The organism is Chryseobacterium sp. sg2396, from assembly GCF_042610505.1.
Taxonomy (GTDB): Bacteria; Bacteroidota; Bacteroidia; order Flavobacteriales; family Weeksellaceae; genus Chryseobacterium.
Window position 1 is genome coordinate 1 of the sequence record NZ_JBHGAQ010000024.1, and the last position, 22,384, is coordinate 22,384.

General features: G+C 42.6%; 17 protein-coding genes. 9 read left to right on the top strand and 8 right to left on the bottom strand.

Translation table 11 applies throughout. The features are described 5' to 3' along the window. Window positions 1-262: 262 nt before the first annotated feature. Window positions 263-439, bottom strand: a complete 177-nt coding sequence (locus tag ACED20_RS19055) for a histone H1 (RefSeq protein ID WP_034678341.1) — start codon at window positions 437-439, stop codon at window positions 263-265. Between the two features lie 359 nt (window positions 440-798). Here ACED20_RS19055 and ACED20_RS19060 point away from each other — a divergent pair, with 359 nt between their 5' ends. From ACED20_RS19060 to ACED20_RS19070, 3 genes are all read left to right on the top strand, one after another. Continuing rightward, window positions 799-1,620, top strand: a complete 822-nt coding sequence (locus ACED20_RS19060; protein ID WP_294198607.1) for an alpha/beta fold hydrolase — start codon at window positions 799-801, stop codon at window positions 1,618-1,620. A gap of 182 nt (window positions 1,621-1,802) precedes the next feature. Next, window positions 1,803-2,024, top strand: coding sequence for a hypothetical protein (locus ACED20_RS19065; protein ID WP_294231872.1), 222 nt, complete (start codon window positions 1,803-1,805; stop codon window positions 2,022-2,024). 51 nt (window positions 2,025-2,075) lie between these two features. Continuing rightward, the gene (locus tag ACED20_RS19070; protein ID WP_378106347.1) at window positions 2,076-2,921 is read left to right on the top strand and encodes a transporter; all 846 of its coding nucleotides are present in this window, start codon (window positions 2,076-2,078) and stop codon (window positions 2,919-2,921) included. 166 nt (window positions 2,922-3,087) lie between these two features. On the opposite strand, the gene ACED20_RS19075 is transcribed toward ACED20_RS19070, so the two are convergent. Beyond that, window positions 3,088-4,404: a PQQ-dependent sugar dehydrogenase gene (locus tag ACED20_RS19075; RefSeq protein WP_378106349.1), complete on the bottom strand. Its 1,317-nt coding sequence runs from the start codon at window positions 4,402-4,404 to the stop codon at window positions 3,088-3,090. 254 nt (window positions 4,405-4,658) lie between these two features. Here ACED20_RS19075 and ACED20_RS19080 point away from each other — a divergent pair, with 254 nt between their 5' ends. Together ACED20_RS19080 and ACED20_RS19085 are read left to right on the top strand one after the other, a co-directional pair. Beyond that, entirely contained in the window at window positions 4,659-5,804 is a 1,146-nt protein-coding gene (locus ACED20_RS19080) for a serine hydrolase (protein WP_294313122.1), read from the top strand. Window positions 5,805-6,056: 252 nt separating this feature from the next. Further along, the gene (locus ACED20_RS19085) at window positions 6,057-7,784 is read left to right on the top strand and encodes an FAD/NAD(P)-binding protein (protein WP_378106351.1); all 1,728 of its coding nucleotides are present in this window, start codon (window positions 6,057-6,059) and stop codon (window positions 7,782-7,784) included. 326 nt (window positions 7,785-8,110) lie between these two features. On the opposite strand, the gene ACED20_RS19090 is transcribed toward ACED20_RS19085, so the two are convergent. The 4 genes from ACED20_RS19090 to ACED20_RS19105 form a co-directional block, all read right to left on the bottom strand. Continuing rightward, a complete protein-coding gene (locus ACED20_RS19090; protein ID WP_294222613.1) occupies window positions 8,111-9,538 on the bottom strand; it encodes an MFS transporter in 1,428 nt (475 codons plus the stop codon). Then, entirely contained in the window at window positions 9,535-10,185 is a 651-nt protein-coding gene (locus tag ACED20_RS19095) for a uridine kinase (protein ID WP_378106354.1), read from the bottom strand. Before ACED20_RS19095 ends, ACED20_RS19090 begins: the two co-directional genes overlap by 4 nt. A gap of 799 nt (window positions 10,186-10,984) precedes the next feature. Next, window positions 10,985-12,106, bottom strand: a complete 1,122-nt coding sequence (locus ACED20_RS19100; protein ID WP_378106356.1) for a glycoside hydrolase 100 family protein — start codon at window positions 12,104-12,106, stop codon at window positions 10,985-10,987. Window positions 12,107-12,166: 60 nt separating this feature from the next. Next, on the bottom strand, window positions 12,167-14,590 hold the full coding sequence (locus ACED20_RS19105; protein WP_294333666.1) for a TonB-dependent siderophore receptor: 2,424 nt from the start codon (window positions 14,588-14,590) through the stop codon (window positions 12,167-12,169). 243 nt (window positions 14,591-14,833) lie between these two features. On the opposite strand from ACED20_RS19105, the gene ACED20_RS19110 reads away from it, so the two are divergent. Together ACED20_RS19110 and ACED20_RS19115 are read left to right on the top strand one after the other, a co-directional pair. Then, complete coding sequence (locus ACED20_RS19110) at window positions 14,834-15,775, top strand: LacI family DNA-binding transcriptional regulator (RefSeq protein WP_294225461.1); 942 nt, start codon at window positions 14,834-14,836, stop codon at window positions 15,773-15,775. 340 nt (window positions 15,776-16,115) lie between these two features. Further along, window positions 16,116-16,487 carry a response regulator transcription factor gene (locus ACED20_RS19115; RefSeq protein WP_294225464.1) on the top strand — a complete coding sequence of 124 codons (372 nt, stop codon included), beginning with the start codon at window positions 16,116-16,118 and terminating at the stop codon, window positions 16,485-16,487. 170 nt (window positions 16,488-16,657) lie between these two features. Here ACED20_RS19115 and ACED20_RS19120 read toward each other — a convergent pair whose 3' ends face one another. Then, window positions 16,658-17,215 carry a hypothetical protein gene (locus ACED20_RS19120; protein WP_294225468.1) on the bottom strand — a complete coding sequence of 186 codons (558 nt, stop codon included), beginning with the start codon at window positions 17,213-17,215 and terminating at the stop codon, window positions 16,658-16,660. A 19-nt stretch (window positions 17,216-17,234) separates the two neighbouring features. Beyond that, window positions 17,235-19,037 carry an Ig-like domain-containing protein gene (locus tag ACED20_RS19125; protein WP_294198583.1) on the bottom strand — a complete coding sequence of 601 codons (1,803 nt, stop codon included), beginning with the start codon at window positions 19,035-19,037 and terminating at the stop codon, window positions 17,235-17,237. 180 nt (window positions 19,038-19,217) lie between these two features. Between ACED20_RS19125 and ACED20_RS19130 the strand changes: the two genes are divergently transcribed. Further along, window positions 19,218-19,919, top strand: a complete 702-nt coding sequence (locus tag ACED20_RS19130) for a DUF421 domain-containing protein (protein ID WP_378106361.1) — start codon at window positions 19,218-19,220, stop codon at window positions 19,917-19,919. A gap of 144 nt (window positions 19,920-20,063) precedes the next feature. Then, window positions 20,064-22,274, top strand: coding sequence for an ATP-binding protein (locus ACED20_RS19135; RefSeq protein ID WP_294231857.1), 2,211 nt, complete (start codon window positions 20,064-20,066; stop codon window positions 22,272-22,274). Window positions 22,275-22,384: the final 110 nt, after the last annotated feature.

Here is a 22,384-nt window from a genome sequence, read left to right on the forward strand (position 1 = left end):
AAGCATCATTCTTTTAAGAGTGAATGCTAAATGGGAAATCCGCTGCGCTTGTCAATTTAATAAATTCACTATTGACTTGCGTAGCAAAATTCACAATTCACAATCTACAAAACGGTAAAGTGAATGGTCAATGGTCAATCTGCTTCGCTTGTCAATTTTACTTGATTCATCATTGACTTGCGTAAGCAAAATTCACAATTCACATTTGACCATTTTGAGCATAAAAAAACCGGCTTAAAAAAACCGGTTTTTTTCAGAACAATTATTTTTTTGATTCTTCTACAGAAACTTTTCTGAAATCTTTGAACAGCTTGCTTAGTTCCAAAGCTGCTTTACGGGCTCTTGTCCCGGCTGCCTTGTTTCCTTTTTCTACCTGTTGGTTAGCTTCAGTGGTGAAAGCTTCAAATTCTGCGTTGATTTTTTCAATTAGTTCTTTCATTATTTCAAAAATTTAGGCTGCAAATATAGCTTTTATGGGGATTCCAGCCTAATTGTGAAGAAAAAATTTATGTGAATTCGTACAGAAAAACGGGCTTTTATTGAAAATATGTCCCATTTTGGGTTTTTACAAACCAATACCGCCAAAAAACAGGCTAAAACGGCTCATTGTTTCAAAGGAATCATTATATAGTAAAAGAATCATTTTTTAGCTTTACAATTCTGATCAAGGGCTTCAAACTTTTTTTATTAAACCGTACGAAATTAACACAAGGTAATTTTTGCCTTATGCCGATGTCCTACCTTTGTTAAAGAAATAAACAACAAAACAATTAATCACAATTTAAAAAATTTACAGCTATGAGTACACTTACTTTAAAAGACGGAACAGAAATTTTCTACAAAGATCAGGGACAGGGCCCGGTACTGATGTTTCACCATGGATGGCCTCTATCATCCGACGACTGGGATGCACAGGTGATTTTCTTCCTGCAGAGGGGCTACAGGGTGATTGCCCACGACAGAAGAGGCCACGGAAGATCCAGCCAGAATATTTACGGACACAACATCGAGCAATACGCTTCGGATGCAGCCGAACTGGTGGAATTCCTGGATCTGAAAGATGTAATTCACATCGGACATTCCACAGGAGGTGGTGAAGTCATCCGTTACGTTCACAAATATGCGAATGGCAGGGCTAAAAAGGCGGTATTGATCAGTGCCGTACCACCGGTGATGGTAGCCAGTGAAAGCAATCCGGACGGTGTTCCGATGTCGGTTTTCGATAACATCAGGGAACAGACCATGAATAACAGACAGCAGTTCTACATAGATCTTACGGTTCCTTTTTACGGATACAACCGGGAAGGTGCTGATATTAAGGAAGGGATCCAGAGAAACTGGTGGAGACAGGGAATGATGGGAGGTATTGTAGCGCATTATGACGGTGTAAAAGCATTTTCCGAAACCGATTTTACAGAGGACCTGAAAGCGGTGGATATTCCTGTTCTCGTCCTTCACGGCGAAGACGATCAGATCGTTCCGTACGAAAATTCAGGATTGAAATCGGCTAAGCTGCTGAAAAACGGTAAACTCATCAGCTACCCCGGATTTCCTCACGGAATGCCGACTACGGAAGCGGAGACTATCAATAAAGATATTCTTGAATTTATAGAGGCATAAACGCTGGCAGATACTAAAAGAAATGCGGATCTTATCGATCCGCATTTCTTTTGCTACCATATCAGACAGTTTTACGTTCATTCTTATAAGTTTGACTGTTTTATGGCTCCGTTTTTGTGTTGACCTTTTCAGAGCTTTATAACAACGGCTCATTGATTTTTTAAACACCAAAAAACAGAGATATGCAATTCATCGAATTTAAAAAAGAACATTTTACCCACGACGAAAAACAGAACAGTTACTTTCTGGAAATATCGAAAGATGAAGTAGGATTTGGTAACCTTAAAATACAGAAGAAAAGCGATGACCATTTATCGGATGACTTGGACTATGAAATCATCGATCACCCTGTGCGGATCCGGGTGGTGGTGAAAGAACCGGAAGACATCCGGGTAAATTTTTAGATCCGTTTTTTAACGGCCGCTAAATTGCGGTTAATTACCTAAAACGATATAATGAATAAGCAAAGTCGTCTTGCCATCCTTTTATGCGGTATGCTTTTTATCCCTTCGGCTTACCGGGGACAGGAAAATAAGGAAAAGCATTACTCTCTTTTCAATCCTGTTCCTCAGCAGTTAATGCGGGAAATGGAGACCGACCGTCCGGATGTTACAGAGTCTGCCTACACCGTGGATGCGGGGCACTTTCAATATGAAATAGATCTGGTACGGCTCACCAAAGAGAGATCGTATTCCCGTGAGATTTCCACGGTATTGGTAAACCATGGAAATATCAAGCTGGGGATTACCGGTTCCACCGCGATACAGATCGGATTTGAAACTTATAGTGTCCAGCGCGAACAGGACCTGTCTTCGGGAGAGATACAGCGCACACAGGGCTTCGGAGATATTAATTTCAGAATAAAGCAGAACCTCATAGGCAACGACCATGGAAATTTTGTACTTGCCGTCCTGCCTTATATTAAATTTCCGACTTCCGGATATGATGAAGAAAGCCGTTTTGAAGGCGGTCTTATCGTACCGATGCTATATAAATTGCCCGGCCAGTGGAAACTCGGGTTCCAGGTGGAAGTTGCTCGCCTTAAAGATCTTGACGAGCCTGCTATGCACACGGAACTTCTACAGACCTTAACAATCAGCCGCTCCATCATAAAAAGCATTGATGCAATAGCGGAAACCTATTATACCTATAATTTCAAAGCGCATCAGCTTTCCAATTACATTAACGCAGCCCTTGAAATTGATGTCGCCAAGGACTTTAAAGTAGATGCGGGGTTTAACTACGGAATTCAGCATCAGGCTCAAAAGCATTATTTCGTCGGAGCATCTTACCGGCATTGATGACAGGATTTAATTGACCGCAAGAGGAAAGCTGTGAGCTGGAGGTTTTTCCCTTATTGTGTGTAACCGCTTTAAACACCAACTATTTTTGACCCCATTACCAATATAAAGACAAAAAACAGGCTATCCGTGAGAAAGCCTGCTTTTTTTATGAATTAAATTAAAACTATTTTTTACGGTATGCCACTCTCCAGACAATGCCGCTTACATCATCCGCGACCAGCAGAGATCCGTCTAAAAGCTGCAGAACACCTACCGGCCTGCCGTAAACATCACCTTTGGGTTCGTTAGCGATAAATCCGGTAAGAAACGGCTGGTAAGAACCTGAAGCTTTCCCGTCTTTAAAAGGAACGAAAGCAACCTGGTACCCAACCAGTGAAGAGCGGTTCCATGAGCCGTGCTGCCCGATGAAAGCTCCGTTTTTATATTTATCAGGAAACTGGGATCCGGTATAAAAAGTTAACCCCAGCGAAGCCGTATGACTTCCCAAAGGAACATCGGGAACAATAGTTTTTGCGACCAGATCCGGCTTTTCACCTTTTCTTCTCGGATCTTCATTTTTCCCAAAATAAGCATAAGGCCAACCGTAAAAAGCACCTTGCTTTACGCTTGTCAGGTAATCCGGGACCAGTTCATCTCCCAATTCATCCCTTTCATTTACCACGGTCCAGAGTTCCCCGGTTACCGGGTTCCAGCTCATGCCTACAGGATTTCTAAGTCCTGCTGCGTAAATTCTTTCGCCTCTTCCGTCGGGATTTACTTCCAGGATATCTGCTCTTCTTATTTCGTTTTCCATTCCGTTTTCACCGACGTTGCTTCCGGATCCTACGGAAATGTAAATTTTAGACTGGTCTTTGTTGGCGATCAGGTTCCGGGTCCAGTGGTTGTTGTAACCGCCTGCAGGAAGGCTTACGATTTTCTTTCCCGGCTGAGTAATCTTCGTATCTCCAAGCTTGTAGGGATATACCCATACCCCATCGGTATTGGCCACGTAGAACTGATTGCCGATGATCAGCATTCCGTACGGCTGATTAAGGTTGCTGAGAAATACAGATGAAGATTCCGGAATCCCGTCTTTGTTAACATCGCGGTACATTAGGATCCTGTTGGCCGACTTTCCTCCTACTTCTGCATCGCTTTTTCCGCTGATGTCATTTTTGATTTTTTCAGAAACGGTACGTTCGGAGTTGGACAACACCACAAAAACATCGCCGTTCTCCGCCTGAATCATATTTCTCGGGCTTTTGATATTTTCTGCAAAACGGGTTACGGTAAACCCTTCCGGAGCCGTCGGTGCCTTATCCTTAGGCCAGCCTATCACATTGCTGAATTTTTTTTTGGAACTTTTTTCATCAGGTGGCGGAAGCTTCAGGGTATCGGTTTGGGTAACCGCGGTATCGCCTTGTCCTGACCGTCCGGATTTGTTTTTTTCCTTGCAGCTGAACAGAAACAATGCTGCCAAAGGTAAGAGGTAGATTTTCATAATATTTTGCATTTGTAATGTTTCAGTGATCTGCCAAAAAGTTACAAAAACCATTCCTTAAAAAGGAGAATTTCAATACCAAGCTAAAGGCTTATGAAAAAAAGACTTCTATTATTAAAATTAATTGAGGTTTGGCATTAAAATTATTAGTTCTCTTGAGAGGGTAACTTAACCCAAAACCACTGATTTAAATAGAGAGCAGACTGCCCATGGTGTTGAAAAAATGATCGGTTTTTAATTATAAGATTTAATTTATGAAAAAAATACTAACGGCATTCGCACTGGGAACTTCAGCGGCAGCAGCAGCCATCTGTCTTGCAGGTTACGGCTACATTTTCAAAGCCGTCGCCCTGAATCTGAAAAAGGGAGCCGTTACCCCATCCATTGATGATGAAGAAAAGTTTCCTTCCCGGTTGGTCCCGAATCTGAAAGCGGAACCCTGGGAAAAAGATAATTTATATAACGACAGCAGCCTCTCTGAAGATATTTCAAATGAATTAAAAAAAACCAGGGCATCTTCCCTTCTTGTGGTACAGAAGGGAAAACTGCTGCACGAGCAATACTGGAAAGACCACGATTCCTCTTCCCTTATGAATTCTTTTTCCATGGCGAAAGGAATTCTTTCAATTCTTGTAGGATGCGCCATTGATGACGGTTACATCACATCCGAAGACCAGCTTATTTCAACACTTTTTCCTCACTATGCAGAAAATTTCTACGGAAAGCATCTAACCTTCAGGCATCTGATGACCATGCAGGCCGGATTCGACTGGATCGAAGAATACCGCCACCCTTTTGCTGAAAATTCAAAGCAGTATTTTGTGGAAGACCTTGCCGAACAGGCCTTTGATATTGATTTTATCGAAATGCCCGGTACCCGCTACGAGTACCAGAGCGTGGCCGCCCAGCTTCTCGGACTTGCCCTGAGAAAAGCCCTCCGTAAGGATCTGGCAACCTATCTATCCGAAAAAATATGGAAGCCGCTGGGCATGGAATTTCCTGCCAAATGGAGCACCGATGAAAAAGGAACGGAAAAAGCCTTCTGCTGCATCCATGCCACTGCCAGGGATTTTGCGAAGATCGGACAGCTAATTATGCAGAACGGCCGGTGGAAAGATCAACAGCTGATCAGTGAAGATTACTGCCGGCGGATGCTCACCCCTACTTCCGAAAATGATGCTTTCTGCTTTACCGTCTGGGCTGATGACGAAAGCGAAATAAGATGCCGGTTTTTCTACGGCTTCCTCGGCCAGTTTATCATTATGATCCCCGAGCGGAATATGGTTATTGTAAAAACCGGATTCTATAACAGGCTTGATGTTGATAAAAAAAAGAGACCGCTTCAGGTGAGGCTGCTGATCGAATCGCTTTGCAAAATGCATCAGCCGGCTGCTGTTTAGCCATAAAACAACCTTAACCTTCGGGTAAAGACCGTTCATATTGCAGTTCTCAAAAAATTTAAATACCACAGGATGGTATGCGGGCATGCTTATTGCAAATTATGAGGAGAATCATAAAAACGATAAGCAATAATTTCTTAATCAAAGAGCTCCAATATACTTTTGACAACAGCAGTACAAAAAAAATACTGCTGTTTCATATTGCCGATCCTCATTTTTATGATCCGAGAATAACCGCAAAATATCAGTATCATGAAAAAAACCGACAGCATTGCGATCATCGGAGGAGGACCTGCCGCTTTGTTCGCCGTCAAGCATCTTATTTCCGAAAAGGTATTACCCGACATACTATATATCTTTGAAAAAAGTGACAGACTGGGTGCAGGAATGCCTTACAGCGAAAGAGGGGCTTGCCGTGAGCATGTGGCCAATGTTTCCGCTAATGAGCTTCCGCATTTGCCCGAAACCCTCACAGAATATATCAAACGTAAGCCTTATCACGAAGATCCGGATTTTAGCGATTACAGGAATATCAATGAATATCAGGTGATTCCCAGACTGCTGCTCGGAAATTACATGGAAGAACAGTTTAAGCTTCTTTTGAATGAGGCCAGAAAGCTGGGGGCCGACATAAAAGTTCATAAAGAAACTGCCGTTACGGACATCCATAGGAAAGAAGATGCACTTTTTCATATTACCATTGAACGGGATGAAACATTTGTCTGTTCCCGCGTGATTCTCTGTACCGGGCACCATTGGCCTAAAAAATACGAGGAACAGGTAAAAGGATGGTACGATTCCCCGTATCCGCCTTCAAAGTTTACCACTCCTACCGATCACGCCGTCGCCATCCGCGGGACTTCGCTTACGGCTGTTGATGCCGTGAAAACACTAGCAAGGCTGAACGGTACCTTTACGAAAAAAGATCATGAATATACGTATACCCTGCATGAAAACAGTCAGAATTTCTCCATGACCTTGTTTTCAAAGAGAGGTTATCTCCCGGCATTGAGGTTTCATTCCGAAGGGAGCCCGTATTCCGAAGGCTGGATCATGTCGCAGGACGAGATTTACGAATATAAGCAGAAAAACGGAGGCTTCGTAGACCTCGATTATATTTTTGAAAGAAATTTTAAAAAGCCATTGCAAAAAAAGAATGAAAAATTCTACAACGAAATCAAAGATTTAAGCATCGAGGAATTTGTAAAAAAAATGCTGAGCATACGGGACGAACTGGACAGTTTTGAGCTTTTTAAAGCCGAATACAGTGAAGCCCAAAAATCCATCGAAAGGCACCAGACGATCGCCTGGAAAGAAATGCTTGCTGCTTTCAGCTATGCCATTAATTATCCGGCCAAGCACTTTTCGGCGGAGGACATGATGCGGATGCGCAAAACCCTTTTGCCGTTGATCTCGGTCATCATTGCCTCTCTGCCACAATCTTCCTACCATGAAATGATCGCATTATATAATGCCGGAATTATCGATCTGATCAGCGTAGACGATGAAAGCCACGTGGAACCGGATGAAAACGAAGGTATCGTCTATCACTTCAGCGATGCCGCAGGAAATAAAAAGTCTGAACATTACAGGCTGTACATCGATGCGATCGGCCAGCAGCCGGTACAGTTTAATGATATTCCTTTTGAAGGGTTGAGGACGGACGGAAGCATCAGTTCAGGCTATCTTAAATTTAAAGATAAGAATAAAGGGATGGAAGCTTTTGAAGAAGACCGTTCCCATATCCTGAAAATAGAACCGGATTATTTTTACCTGCGGGTAGACGGATTGAACATCAACGATCATTTCCAGGCACTGAATTATTACGGGGAGGCTACAGAAAATCTGTATATCATGGCCGTTCCGTATATCGCCGGACTGAACCCGGATTATTCAGGGCTTGATTTCTGCGATACGGCAGGAAAAAGAGTGGCTCTGGCTATAAAACATACCTCGGATGCCAATCAGCTGGTGTCTTAATTTGTCAGACAGGAAAAGGGAAGTAGGATACTGGAAGTATTTTGCATTAGATCCCAGTTAATAGTTATAAATATTAAATCATATTTTCACCTATTGATACTGTAGCAAATTCAGATGAAGGATTTAAATTTTGCAGGTCTCCATCCTATAACACAAAGAAAATTGTTTGCTTTCATAGAGATACTTGTAAATTTTAATTCCGCCATCATATAAAAAAATAAAGGAACGACGGATTTGTCGCTCCTTTATTAATACACTCGAAATACAATTTATAAAATTTCAGGAGTAAAAGTATAAAGTTATATTAATCTACTATATGATCAGAATCACCTTACGCTGTTAAAAGATTTTTTCATTCCGGAAAGATGCGGTTTCATTGCAAATACACAGACTCCTGCCACAATAAATAAAATGCCGGCCAGGATTATTGCTGAAGAAGGATTGCTGCCTAAAAAATTATTAAAGATAAATCCGAAAGACAAAGTCTGGATCAGCATTGGGATCACGATCATCATGTTGATCACCCCCATATAAACTCCTCTTTTGCTGTGTGGGATCGAAGCCGAAACCATGGAATATGGCAGTCCCATCATCGAAGCCCACCCGATCCCCAAAGCGATCATCGGAAGCAGGATGAGATACTCGTCTTTGATAAACGGTAAAGTCATCAATCCGAAGCCGGTAAGAAACAGGCAGCAGATATAGGTATTTTTGGAAGTGAATTTATTGGCAAACGGAACCAGCAGCAAGGCAGAAACCATGGTCACGATATTGTAGGAACCGTTCATCAGTCCGGTCTGTCCTACAGCTACTTCCACCTGGTGCAGCACGCCTTTTGCCCAGGCCATATCGGAAGTGGTTACGGAAATTCCTTTTTTGACACTTTCCAGGAAACCGTTTGCTTTGATTTCGTCGGCTTCGGAAATTCCGTACAATGACCATTTCAGCATGGGTGTGATAAACTGCCAGTACACAAAGAGCGCATACCATTGAAAAAGGTACACCAGTGAAAGCTGCCACAGGATTTTAGGCATTTCGCGTATAGCAGTTATAATTTCTATAAAAGGTGTGAAAAACGTACTTTCCGCTTTTGCTTTTTTTAATTCTGCCAATTCTTCTTCCGTCGGCGGAATCTCAGGTGTTTTATAGACCGACCAGGCAACGGAGGCAATGGAACAGAAAGATCCCAGGAAAAATGAATAGTATACCCAAACCGGAATACCGCCGTTTGCCGCGTTCCCGCCCAGGTATTTCTGGAAAACAAACAGCGAAAGGTTGGCTAAGGTAATCCCCGCCCCTACGAATAAACTTTGCATCTGAAATCCAAAAGTCTGCTGGTCTTCCGGCAGCTTGTCGCCGATAAACGCACGGTAAGGTTCCATGGCGGTATTGTTGGCAGCGTCCAGGATCCACAATAATCCGGCTGCCATCCATATCGTAGAACTGAACGGGAATAAGAACAGGGCAATACTGCAGAATACAGCACCCAGTAAAAAGAACGGCTTCCGGCGGCCCCACTTCGGGCTCCATGTTTTATCGCTGATGGCACCGATCAGAGGCTGGATCAGCAGTCCGGTGATCGGGCCGGCCAGGTTCAGGATCGGCAGCTGTTCCGCATGCGCTCCCAAAAAGGAATAGATGGGATTTACCGCGGTCTGCTGCAATCCGAAGCTGTACTGAATACCGAAAAATCCGACATTCATATTCCAGATCTGCCAGAAACTCAGGCGCGGAATGATTCTGTTGACGTTCATACATCCGGGTTTATAGGTTCATAGTTTTTTCCGAGGATAAGATCCGCATTATTTTTGAAATTCCGGATGATCCGGTGTTCGATTTCCAGAACTTCTTCCACGAAATCACTTTTTTCATCACGGTTCCGTTCCATCCGGTTTTCGTAAGTATCCCGGTAATTGCGGTCTATGAAGATTTTATAATCGAATCCTTCCGCTTCAAAAATATAAGTTCCTTCCACGATAACAACGTCATATTCGGAAGCATCGATTTTTTCCGTTCCGATGGAATTTTCGTTATAATTGACCAACGGTTTTTCGATTTCGGAATCTCCGTTTTTAAAGGCTTTGATATTTTGGGCCAGCTTTTCCAAATCCACTTCATGGACTCCGACATTGTCCAGGGATTTCAGCCGGTTTTCATGGTTGGTTTTGGGAGGAAGTTTAAAATAATCGTCCATTTGCATAACGATGCTTTTTACGTGTTCCTGTTCCAGCACTTTCTGCAGGGAAAATGCCGTTACCGATTTTCCGCTCCCGCTTTCTCCCGCAACGCCGATGGCGATTTTAGGAGGTGTCTGGAAGGTAAGCCGCTGTTTCAGGATGGCTATGATTTCTTTAGCGATGGCCAGATGTTTTTCTTTCAGTTCGATAATATCACCTATCATTTCGTCATTTTTTTGTTGTTGGTTGGTTTGAACGCAAAGTCCGCGAAGGTTTCTTTGACCACTAACTGTTTTTAAGTTCGCAAAGGCATTCTACTTAACTAAGACCGCAAAGAGTTTTTTTATCTCACGGATTTTCACAGATGATGAAGCTTTATTTGGCACATCAATCATTTCGTTATTTTTTATTTTGAACACAAAGTCCACGAAGTTTTCTTTAACTACTAACTTTTAAGTTCGCAAAGCCGTTCTACTTAAAGAATATAACGAAGAGTTGATTTTCTACCACAGATCGTCACGGATTTTCACAGATGATAAAGCTTTATTTTATTTTCTAAAAGTTTAAGTCTCATTCTAAAATTCATTATAAGCTTTAATCGAACACTTATTCTTCTATGGTAAATCATCAATAAAAATCTTTGATTTTTAATCTTCTGTGATCTAAAATATGCGCAATACTCTAAACTAATCTTATGTGACTCATGTGTCAAAAAAGCTTTTGTAACTTTTGTGGTTTAATTTTAAATGAGCAGCTGAGATCACGCAGAGTTGTTATTTTTTTACCACAGATTTCACGGATTTTCACAGATGATTATGCTTTATTTTTAGATTTTGTAAAACTTACATCTTGTTTTCAGAATCTCAGGTAAAGCTTTAATCGAAAACTTATTCTTTTGTGGTACATCATCAATAAAAATCTTTGATTTTTAATCTTCTGTGTTCTAAAATATGCACAATACTTTCAACTAAAATCTTTTGTGGCTCATGTGTCAAAAACTTTTGTAACTTTTGTGGTTTAATTTTAATTCGTCATTAAAAGATATCCCGACGCGGAAAAGCAAAGCTGTTCCGTTCCCAGTGGCAGAAGCTGATCCGTGGAATAATATTCCCTGAAATATTCCTCTTTGTCTTTCATCAGCGATTCGTATTGGGCAATAATTTTTTCAGGGATTTCCGGGAATCCTTTTCTTTTGAGCGCAAGGCAGAGCCAGCCTAAAAATATCGGCCACGATCCGCCGTTGTGGAAGTGGTGCGGCTCATTTTTAAAGCTGTAGCTGTAGTTGTTTTCCAGCAGTCTCCAGTCGTCATCCCCAGGGAAAATCACCGGGTAGAAAACAGGAAGCATCCAGTGTCCGAATTCTTCATGAATGGTTTCCAGGAATTCTGAAAAAGCTTTATAGTCCAGCTCAAAATCCAAAAGAATAGCCAGTGCATTTCCGGCAAGATCGAACCTTTCGTCATAGCCATTGGCATTCAGCGAAGCCCAGAAGTAAGGTTTTGCCGGAGTTTTGGCATAGGCTGTTTCGTGATATTTTGCGCCTTCGGAATCGTTCTTGTAAAAATTCTCCTGGATCAGTTGTTTTGTGTTAACGGCCTTCGTTTTCAGGTCTTCATCATGGTAAATTTCAGCGGCATTCTTTAAAGCCCAGTACCGTAAGATGTTATCGTATAACGTATATCCGGAAGTGACATATTCATCTGCCCAGTTTCCGCCGAGCGGGCTGTAGACCAATCCTCTCTGATTATATTCCCAGGTTTTAAGACAGGAAAGTGCCAGGCAGATCTGTGGCTGAAGCTTATGTTTAAGAGCTTCATTTTTCTGTTTTTTAAGATACTCACAGGCAACAACCACCCACCATGTTGTGGCATCGGTTCTTCCGACGTGGGTTCCGTAGCTTGCTTTATCATTCACCACATTGGACGGGATCTGCCCGTTTTCCGCCTGGTGCTTGGCCAGCGTCAGGATCGATTGTTCCAGTCCGGCCTGTATTTCTTTATCATCCGCTAAAATCCCTGCATAGCCTGTCATCATGGAATCCCTGGCCCATACTCTTGCATAATTGTCCCGCTGCTGTGCCGATGCCAGGATCCCTTCGTCGGTAATCGCTTTCCGGATGACTTCAATGGCTTCTTGTTTAAACATATTATTGTTGTTAAAAAATGCAGAATGAACCGTAAGGTTCATTCCACATGGTATATACTATTAAAAATCAAATTTTACGCTGGCACTATACGAGCTTCCCGGAAGGGTTCTTGCTCTTATAATACCGTTTCCGCCGGTGATGGATCCTTCTTCAGCTTCCGTCACTGCGATGGTATTGAAAACATTGTTCGCATTCACACTTACGGTAAGGTTTTTCATCACCTGGTAGGAAACATACGGATTTAAAAGGGCATAGCCCGGCATGATCAGCTTATTGTTGTCCTGTGTAAAGGCTTTCGTGGCCCCGATCAGGTAGAAGCCTACATTCAGCTTATCCATATTGAAATTAGGGTTTATGGAATACATGAACTTCGGTGTTCTTCTCGGCATATTCCCGATAATGGTGGGATCAAGCGCGTTTTTGATTTCGGCGTGGGTGTAAGTAAGCCCGGCTTTCACATCAAAGCTTTTGCTGATTCTGTAGTATCCGTCAAGCTCCACCCCTAACGACTGGTATTTGTTCTCCGTTTTTCTCTGGGTAGTCGCTTCATAGTTGGCCTCTTTGGTTCCGGCATAGAATAAAGTCGTGTTCAGAAAGTAACCTGCTCCTCTTAGCTTGTACCCGGCTTCCACCTGGTTCACTTTGTTTACCTTCACCGCATCCAGTGCCGGATCATCGTTATTGGTATAGTTGTATCCGGAAAATAAGATCCTGTCTGCCGAAGCGCTTCCGCCCTGGCTTACCCTTGCGAACACAGCGTTTTTATTGTTCAGCGCGTAATTTGCTCCTACCGAGTATCCGAAGATTCCGTAACGGTAATTTACAGGAACGTTGATGTTGTCGTTTGAACCTACCATCTGCTCCGGAATGTCTATCACACCGTTTCCGTTCATATCACGGCTGGTGTAGGTTACCGTAGCTCCGGAAAAATAACCGGTTACTTTTCCGATATCATACCTTGCACCGGCATCGATCGTCAGCTTGTCGGTAGCGTTGATTTCGATCTGTGCATGCGGAGCCGTAATATCGTATTTTGTGTTGTAGTCTCTTTTCAGGTTGCCCCAGTCTTTCATTCCGTAGTTCAGCAGCCCCTGATCGGTAATGAATGCGCCTGATGCGTTTTTAACATCTACCAGTCTTGCATTATTATCGCTCACTTCCTGGATGTAATTGTTCCACATCCAGGACATATTGATGTTCTGGGTAGATTTGTATAATCCGGCGTTCATCTTCACATTGCTCCATTTTTTGCTGATGTTGAAATCATTTACAAAATTATTGAAGTTGTTAAGCTTTACATTGAAGAGTGCCAGTTTCATATAATAAGCGTTCATGTCTACCGTCGTATTGGTTCCTGCATACACGGCGCTTCCGAAATTGGTAAAATTAGCTGTAGTAAAGAAATCGCTTCCTTTGCTTACGCTGGCAGGGAAAGGAGCAATAAACTGTCCGTTGTTGGCCGCATACCGGATTTTCTCTTCAAATTTCCATCCTTCTCCGAGGTCATAATTGAATTCGGCACCGATGGTCTTGGAAATCGAATGCATTCCGTCTGAAACATCGCTGTTGAAGATATTTCCGTCGTTCCCCAGGGTTCTGTCGTGCTGTAAATTGATGGTCTGCAAAGCTCCCGTAAGGATATTGTAGCTTGGTAAAGAAGACCATTTCGGATTAGAATCGGTTCCGGTAACGCTTACCGGCATCGGCATGTAAGCTGCAGTTCTGTCATCCAGGAATTTAGCATAGACCCTGAAGCTTCCGCGATCGAACTTTTTAAGCAGGGAAATCCTGAACTGTCCGCCGTTGTTGGAATTGAATCCTGTTTTTCTGGGTCCGTCACCGATGCGGTAAAATCCGCCTACGGAAGCATAAGTTCCTTCTGCGATTCTGGTTCCGTAATCAAAATCCGTTCTGTAGTTTTTGTAGTTAAGGCCCATCTGCTGGGTAACGCTTCCGCCTTCCTTCTCTCCTGTTTTGGTGATAAAGTTGATGATCCCTGCCGGAGAATTGCTCGCAAAAACAGATGCGGAACCTCCTCTGAGCGCTTCAACCCTGGAAACAAAAGAATCGAATCTGGTAAACTGGTCCTGTGTTCCGAAAGCGATATCCCCGAACTGCATCACCGGAAGACCGTCTTCCTGGATCAGCAAATATCTTGAACCTCCCGCCGAAACAGGAACCCCTCTTACGGTAATATTTGAGTTTCCTTCCCCTCCGGAAGATTCCGAACGGATTCCCGGAATGGTACGGAAGATTTCAGCTGTAGTTCTTGGCGCAGCGTTTTCTATATCCTTCATCTTTAAAGTAGATATGGAAGTACTGGTTTTAATGGAGGCTTTCGGATTCGCATTTCCGGTTACCACCACCTCATCGATGGCTTTTCCTCTGGTAATGGTATCATTTTCCGTGTTCTGAGAGAACATAAATGCTGCGGTATTCATCGCACCGAAAATGAGGAGTCTGGTAAAAATTTTTGATTCCATATTTTTTGGGAGTTTTTAATTATGGTCTAAAAGTATTTTTTTTACCATATCCAAAATGCAGTTTCTCGGCTGTGTTAAATTAGTATTAATTTCAAACGTTTGCGCAAACGTTTGCGGTGGATAAGTCATTTATATTTTAACTTTTCATTAACTTTTATTTCCATAATATTAACATTTTTTAACTTAAATTTAGACTAGTAATATGACTAAATTAACCCAAAAATTGCCTCCATTAACTTAAAAATGAAAAGAGTCACTATAAAAGACCTTGCAGAAATGCTTAATATCAGCGTCTCCACGGTATCCCGGGCACTGAAAGACCATCCCGACATCAGCCAGGCGGTAAAGGCCCGTGTAAAGGAAGCAGCGGCAACTTTTAATTATATTCCCAACGATTTTGCCATCAATTTCCGGAAGAAGTCTTCTAAGGTGATCGGACTTATCATTCCTGAAATGTCGATGTTTTTTATTCCGTCCATTATTAAAGGAATATCTTCCGTTCTTCACCGTGAGGGTTATCATTTTTTCGTGCTTTCTTCCGAAGAATCCCTCAGTATGGAGGAAGAGAATATTGTAACCTGCATCAACTCCAGAGTAGACGGAATCCTTATTTCGCTCACCCGGTATACCAAAGATCTTTCGCATCTGCAGAGAATCCGGGAGATGGAAGTTCCGGCGGTAATTTTTGATAAGACCATTCCGCAAAACTTTTTCGAAGAGATCATTTTTGATAATAAAATGTATGCAGAAGCGGCGGCTGACAAATTCATAGAAAGCGGCTGTAAAAAGATCCTGGCCATTTTCGGAGATGAAAACCTTGAAATTACCCAGGCAAGAAAGGATTTCTTCCTGCAAAAGATCAACGCACATGCGGATATGGAATGTAAGGTTATTTATTGCGAGTCGGCTGATAATGTAAAGGAAAAGCTGAACATCATCCTGGATTATGAAAGTTTCGACGGGTATTTTGCGATGAGTGACGAAACACTTGCCGGACTGCACAGCTCGCTGATTAAAAAGAAAGTCCAGACTTCCGCGGTAAAGGTCGTTGCAATCACCGAAGGGATTTTGCCCAAATATCTCGACGAATCTTACGAATGCATCATCAATGACGGTTTCAGTATGGGAACGATGGCAGCGATGAAGCTTTTACATCTTATCAGGAGCGGGAAGGATTTTGTGTAAGAAAAATAATTTCCCTTTTAATGTCATGCAGGTTTTGGTGATTGTGTAGATTTTCTGAGTGTTGATGTTGGATTTTACAAAGGCGCAAAATAATTAAACTAACATAATGCTTTAGGGTGCAACAAATTTACCGCTGTCAAATTTGTATACCGTTGATTTAGTTACATTAAAAATTAAGCTGCATTATACTTGCGCCTTAAAAACAGCATCTCTTATCAGGTCTTGCAACTTTGCGGTTTTCTAACGCCTTTAAGAGATCAATATCGCATTCAGGAATACATATTCAAAACAAATTATTCCGTTGCGTAAAGATTGGCTCTGTTTTTGCCAGCCCACAGGTATGAAAACAATTTTTATCGTTGAAGATGAGACAGGCATCAGAGATGCATTGCAGTTGCTCCTGTCATTTGAAAATTATGATGTCCGTTCTTTCTCTACTGCAGAAGCATTTAATAAAAGAGACAAATCCATAGTCCCTGATATTTTTATCCTGGATGTACGGTTACCTGATGGTTTAGGTACTGATTTATGTAATGAACTTAAGAACGATCCTCTAACCTCCAATACGCCTGTGATGATCATCAGTGCGCATGCAAAGGAAGCGAGCGTCGTCAATTCATGCAATGCGGATGTATTTGTATCCAAGCCTTTTGACATCGATGATGTAATCGTTAAAATCGAAAATCTGATCGGCAATTTACAGAAGAGCTGATTTGCCTCAATACTATATAAAAACCTCCGGACTTTCAGTTAGGAGGTTATTTTATTTAAAATAAACGAATGTCATCAGGAAATACTAAACATCCTGAATTTGGATAAAGTTACTAAAGAAAGTAACCATATCATCAGAGAAAACGTCAAGCATCCGGTTTTCTTTTTCCACTATTTCCAGTAGCTCCATTTATTCCCGTCGAACACCGCCACGGAATTGCTCACCGTATCGAAGCACATCATTCCCGGATATGGGCTTTTCACCGTTAAATGCGGATTTTTAATTTGAGGAAGAATCATTGCTTTATTCGAGGACTCCAACACCAAAGCACCTTTCGCACTGCTTGATGAGGCCCCGATAATAACACCGTTCCCTGTTTCAATTCCTGCTACAGGAACGGTGGCTGAGGAATTTCCGGGATCCGTCATATCCAGCCACGTCCCATTTTCAAACATCCTCACTTTAGAAACCTGGTTATCGAATACAAAGGTTCCGTTCTGCGGGTGATTGGTGGAAGGATTGACCGCTGTAAAAACAGGCGAAGAGGCCACTGCCGGAAGAATAAGCCCTTTTATATTTGCAGTTTCTGCATCATTAACAGCACCGGTCTGCGTCATTCCTGAAAATTCCAGTATAGAGCTGCTTCCGGAAAGCACTTGTTTCCCGATAGAGACCTGAGCATTTACAAGGTTTCCAACCAACACCAACGATAGGATATATTTTCTCATTATCCGTTCCTTACCTATTTTAATCATTACAGCTTCTTTTAATACAGTTCCAGACCGTTCCGTTATATAATTTTACACATTGGGCATTACGGTCGTATACGATCATTCCTTTTACGGGATTCGCAATCAGAGAGGTATCGGCGACCCTTGTAATGACCAATCCTTTATCCGAAGATTGCAGCGCCAGAGCTCCATTGGGAATACCGCCGTTGCTGATCCCCGGCCCTGCCGGCCAGTTTTTGTATCTCGCCGAAAGCGTAGATATTCCCAGATCGGTATAGGTATCGGGCGTTCCGGTTAATCCGGGTTTTGTACAATAATCCACTGCTGTAGTAACGGTTGCCTGATTGCTCGTCAAGTTAGCAGCATCTTTAATTGTATAGCTGAAAGGCGTGGTATTGCTGAAGAAATTATTTACCGGGGTGAAGGTCAGCAAACCGGTATTATCTACCAGCCAGGTACCTTGACCGCTTATGCTGAATCCTTTTACAAGACCATTGCCGTATACCAAATTACCCGCGCCGGAAGGCGGAATAAGATTAATGGAAGCAGGAAGGATCGTTCCGGAATTGGGATCAGAATCATTGCCCGTCAGCAATAGGCTTTTCGGATTGTTTTTTTCTACGGACAAGTGGTCATTACCGGCTACAGGAGGCTGATTGATCCCGAAATTGTTCCCGGTAGACGTACTGTTGTTTAAGATCACCGAAAGGCTCGCCGAATTGGTTCCGGCCCTGTTTCCAACGACCTGAAACCCCGAAGGACTTATCACGTCGACACGGTAAGGCCCCTGATTGACGTTGGTATTAATGTTATCAAAATAATAAAATCCTGCTGCATTGGTTACCGTACTGCGGATTTCTACGTTGTTGCTGAAAAGTTTCATCGTTACCCCGCCGATACCGTTTCCATCCGGAGTTCCTGCATTGTTATCATTGAAAACACTTCCTGCAATGCTGGCCGCAAAAGTAATCGACTCATGATTATATGCTCCGATGAAGGCAAGATCCGATGTACCCGAAAAAGACTGGATCAGCTTTACGGCCTGCGGATAATTCGCGGTCGTGATCCCGAATTCCGACCAGTCTGCAGCGAGTACCCTGACATCCCTTTCGCAGCCGGAAGAAGTCCCGGCATTGTAAGCAGGCGGGTTTACATTGGCATTATAGAATTTCCAGCACGCTTTTCCGATGCTGGGAACATTGCTGAAAGCCACTGAGTAAGTCGTCCCCACAATATTTCCGTTGATGTCCTCAAAATGATAGCTGTCATTGGCCGAAGAAGGATTTCCCATCTGGGTAAAAATAAGATCCGGAATCCCGTCTCCGATAGAGGAAGCTACAATCCCCATGGTGTTTAAACTGATGCTTGATCCCTGAGGGATATTGAATATGGCAGAGCCCAGCCCAAGGCCATTGGCACCGTCCGAAAGATATTCCACCATATTGTTGGTTACGGGCACCGGCGAAACATTGCCGTTTCCTCCGTACATCTTCCCTACTCCTATGAAAGTACTGCCTCCCGGTGCCGGAATATTATAGATGGGCAGAGAGATAAAGGTTCCGGGCTGGAAGACAACGCCTGCTGCAGAAAGCGCCGCATCATTTACTCCGGTACTGTACGTAACCGGTGAATACAAGGTACCATTTCCGTCCGCATCCCACCTGAAACCGATAAGGTTATGGCTGTTATCCGGCTGTATGGTGCTGAAGCTGTCCCAAAAGCCACCGAAATCTGAATAAATCCTGGAAACCGCCCGTTGGGCATTGAAATGAAGAGATACAGAAAATATCCCTAAAAATAGTAGTTTTTTTAGTGTCACTTAACCGTTTTAAAAGGCGGCAAATATATGAATCTTCAGCAGTAATACGTTTAATCATGCTTCAATACTGCATTTATGTGGTACTTTTTATGTTGCAGATAGATCCCGGAACTTCTTTTAAATGTACAGGCACTACCGGTGTTCCGGACGTAATGGCTAATCTTTTGCATAACCAGTCGCATGAATCGGATATTTACGGAACTGGACTTCAGAAAAATTTTTCTCGGAGACCTCAGTGTAGGTTTTGCAGCGGAAATCGTCATCAGGACTCTGTTCATGTTCAGCATGGTCCTTCTTGTACTGCGTCTTACGGGCAAAAAAGGGGTACGGCAGCTGTCTATTTTTGAGGTGGCCATTATTATTGCCATGGGTTCCGCCGCAGGCGATCCTATGTTCACGAAAGATACTGCCATTTTTGTTTCACTGATCGTTTTTAGTGCCATCATTATTCTTTACCGTTTTATTACTCTGTGGGCGAGCAAAAGCGAACGTTTTGAAAAGGTAATTGAAGGCGAACCACTGTATGTAATCGAGGAAGGTCGGTTTATTTTACTGGACAACGAGAGCCATACTTTTGCTAAGGATGAATTTTTTGCTGAGATGCGGCAGGAAAGTATCGAACATTTGGGACAAATCAAAACTGCGATCCTGGAAACCAATGGCAACATAAGTTTCTATTATTATCCCGACAAAGAAGTAAAATACGGCTTGCCTGTACAACCGAAAATATATGACAGGAAATCAGTGCAGATACCTTCACCGGGAATATATGCCTGTACCTATTGCGGCCATACGGAAAATCTGGAAAAAGGCCCGGAATATTGCGCTTCCTGCAGCAGAAACGAATGGGTAACGGCTATAAATTCAATAAGGATCACCTGAAAATCCGGGTAATGATAAGTAATTGTTCTTAACCGTCAGTCAGAATGTTAATAAAAACATGATCCATTTTCCATTGGATAGAATTTAATATAAATATCGTAAATTTGTTAGATTAATCTGAATTACATTAACACCTTTCACTTAATGACTCATTTTTTTTCTGCTCTGGGGGTAGAGCCTCTTTTGAAAATCCTTCAGCAGTCCGGTGATCCTACCGCAATGTATACGGGGCCTGAATTTACCATTCAGTTTGCCAATAATGCCATTCTTGCGATATGGGGAAAGGATGAGTCCGTCATTGGTCATAGATTTGAGAATGCATTGCCGGAAATGAAAGGCCAGCCTTTCGCCGATCTGCTTAAGCAGGTATGGGAATCGAAAGAGATCTATGAAGCAAATGAAATGCCTGCCACCCTGGATATCCATGGTGAACCGATTACTTCTTATTTTAATTTTACCTTTAAACCGATTCTTAATAAGGAAGGCGACATTTATTGTATCCTGCATACGGCAAAAGACGTAACGGAACTCATCAGAACACGTGATGCTGTTCTTGAAAAAGAAAGAAAAGAAGAGGAAATAAAAAAAGAGCTAAGGGCTTCCAATGAAGGACTTCGCTCTAACAACCAAGAACTTTACACTTTAAATAAAGAATATACGGTTACCAACGAAAAGCTTGGTGCTTCCAATAAAATCATCCAAGATCTGAATCTGCAGATAAAAAAGGAAAACAACGAACTGTTGTCCGGAAACAGGAAGTTTCAGGATGATATTACCAATCTGGGAGATCTTAATAAAAACCTTGCTTCCAGAAATCAGGAGCTAAAGGATTTAAATGACACCATTACCCAGCTGAATAACAAATTATCAGAAAGCGACATCAGCTTTACCAATCTGATCGATCAGGCACCGGTAGCCATCATGCTTTTAAAAGGTGATGATTTTGTGATTACGATGATAAATGATGCGATGCTGGCACTTATTGAGAAAGATTACTCCGTCATAGGGAAATCTTTATTTGAAGTGCTTCCAGAACTTAAGGGGCAGCCGGCCGCAGAAATGCTGATCAAGACATACCGGATGGGAACACCGAATTCCGACCACTCCAATCCGGTAATTTTAAACCGCGACGGACAGTTTGAAGAGCGATATTTTACCTTTAATTATACGCCGTTCATTGAAGACGGAAAAGTAACGGGTGTTATTGATATGGCTGTGGAAGTTACCACCCAGGTCATGGCAATACAGGAACGCGAATCTATTATTATTGAGAAAAGTGTACTGGAAGAGACCCTTCGCAAAAGCGAACAACGTTTGCAGGGAATCCTTGAAACAATGGCAGAAGGTGTAGGCGTCATCGATGCAACAGGGCAGCTTGTTTATGCCAATCCTATGGCACAGCAGATCCTGGGGCTTTCAGAAAGCAAAATCAAAGAAAGGACCTATGATGATCCCAAATGGCAGAACCTGAGACTGGATGGCACACTGCTGCCTTCGGAAGAACATCCGATGTCTATTATGATGTCTACCCAAAAGCCTGTATACGACCATGAAGTCGGTGTAAAAGCTCCCGAAAGGGACATAATGTATATCTCCATCAATGCGGCTCCCCTTTTCGACGATGAAGGGAATCTCACAGGTGGAATCGGTACTTTTATGGACGTAACCACAAGAAGGATGATTACGCAGGGGAAAGAAGATTTTATCAGTATTGCCAGCCACGAGCTGAAGACTCCCGTTACTGCCCTGAAAGCATCCCTTCAATTATTACAGCGGTCACACGACAGGCTGCCACCGGAATCACGGGCGAAGCTTCTGGATCAATCCATTAAAAGCCTTGATAAGTTATCCGGATTAATCAACAGCCTTCTGGATACCAGCAGAATTGAACAGGGCCAGCTGAAACTGGATAAGCGGCCGTTTACTATTTCAGAGCTTTTTGATGACTGTTGTTCCAACTTTTCACAGATTACGGACCAGGAGATTATCTTTGAGGGGGATATCTATGAGCAGGTTATGGCAGACAATCAGCAGATCGGTCAGGTCATGATCAATTTCATCAGTAATGCCATCAAGTATGCCCCGGAGTCGAAACAGGTCATTATTACGGCTAAAAAAATTTCCGATCATGAAATTAAAATAAGCGTAAGGGACCAGGGCCCGGGAATCCCGAAAGAGAAACTTGAACATCTTTTTAAACGTTATTACCGCACCAATTATCACGGGCAGAAGTTTACCGGTCTGGGCTTGGGCTTATTTATAAGCGGTGATATCATTAAAGAGCACGGCGGCAGGATTGGTGTCGAAAGTGAAGAAGGCAAAGGATCCGAATTCTGGTTTACCCTACCGATTTAATTATCGTATTTGAGAGTAGATGCAAATTTTATCGTGTTACCACATGAAGGTTATAAAGTTTAGCATCTTCATCGGTAAAGGATGTAAACCGTACATCACATAAGCCCAGG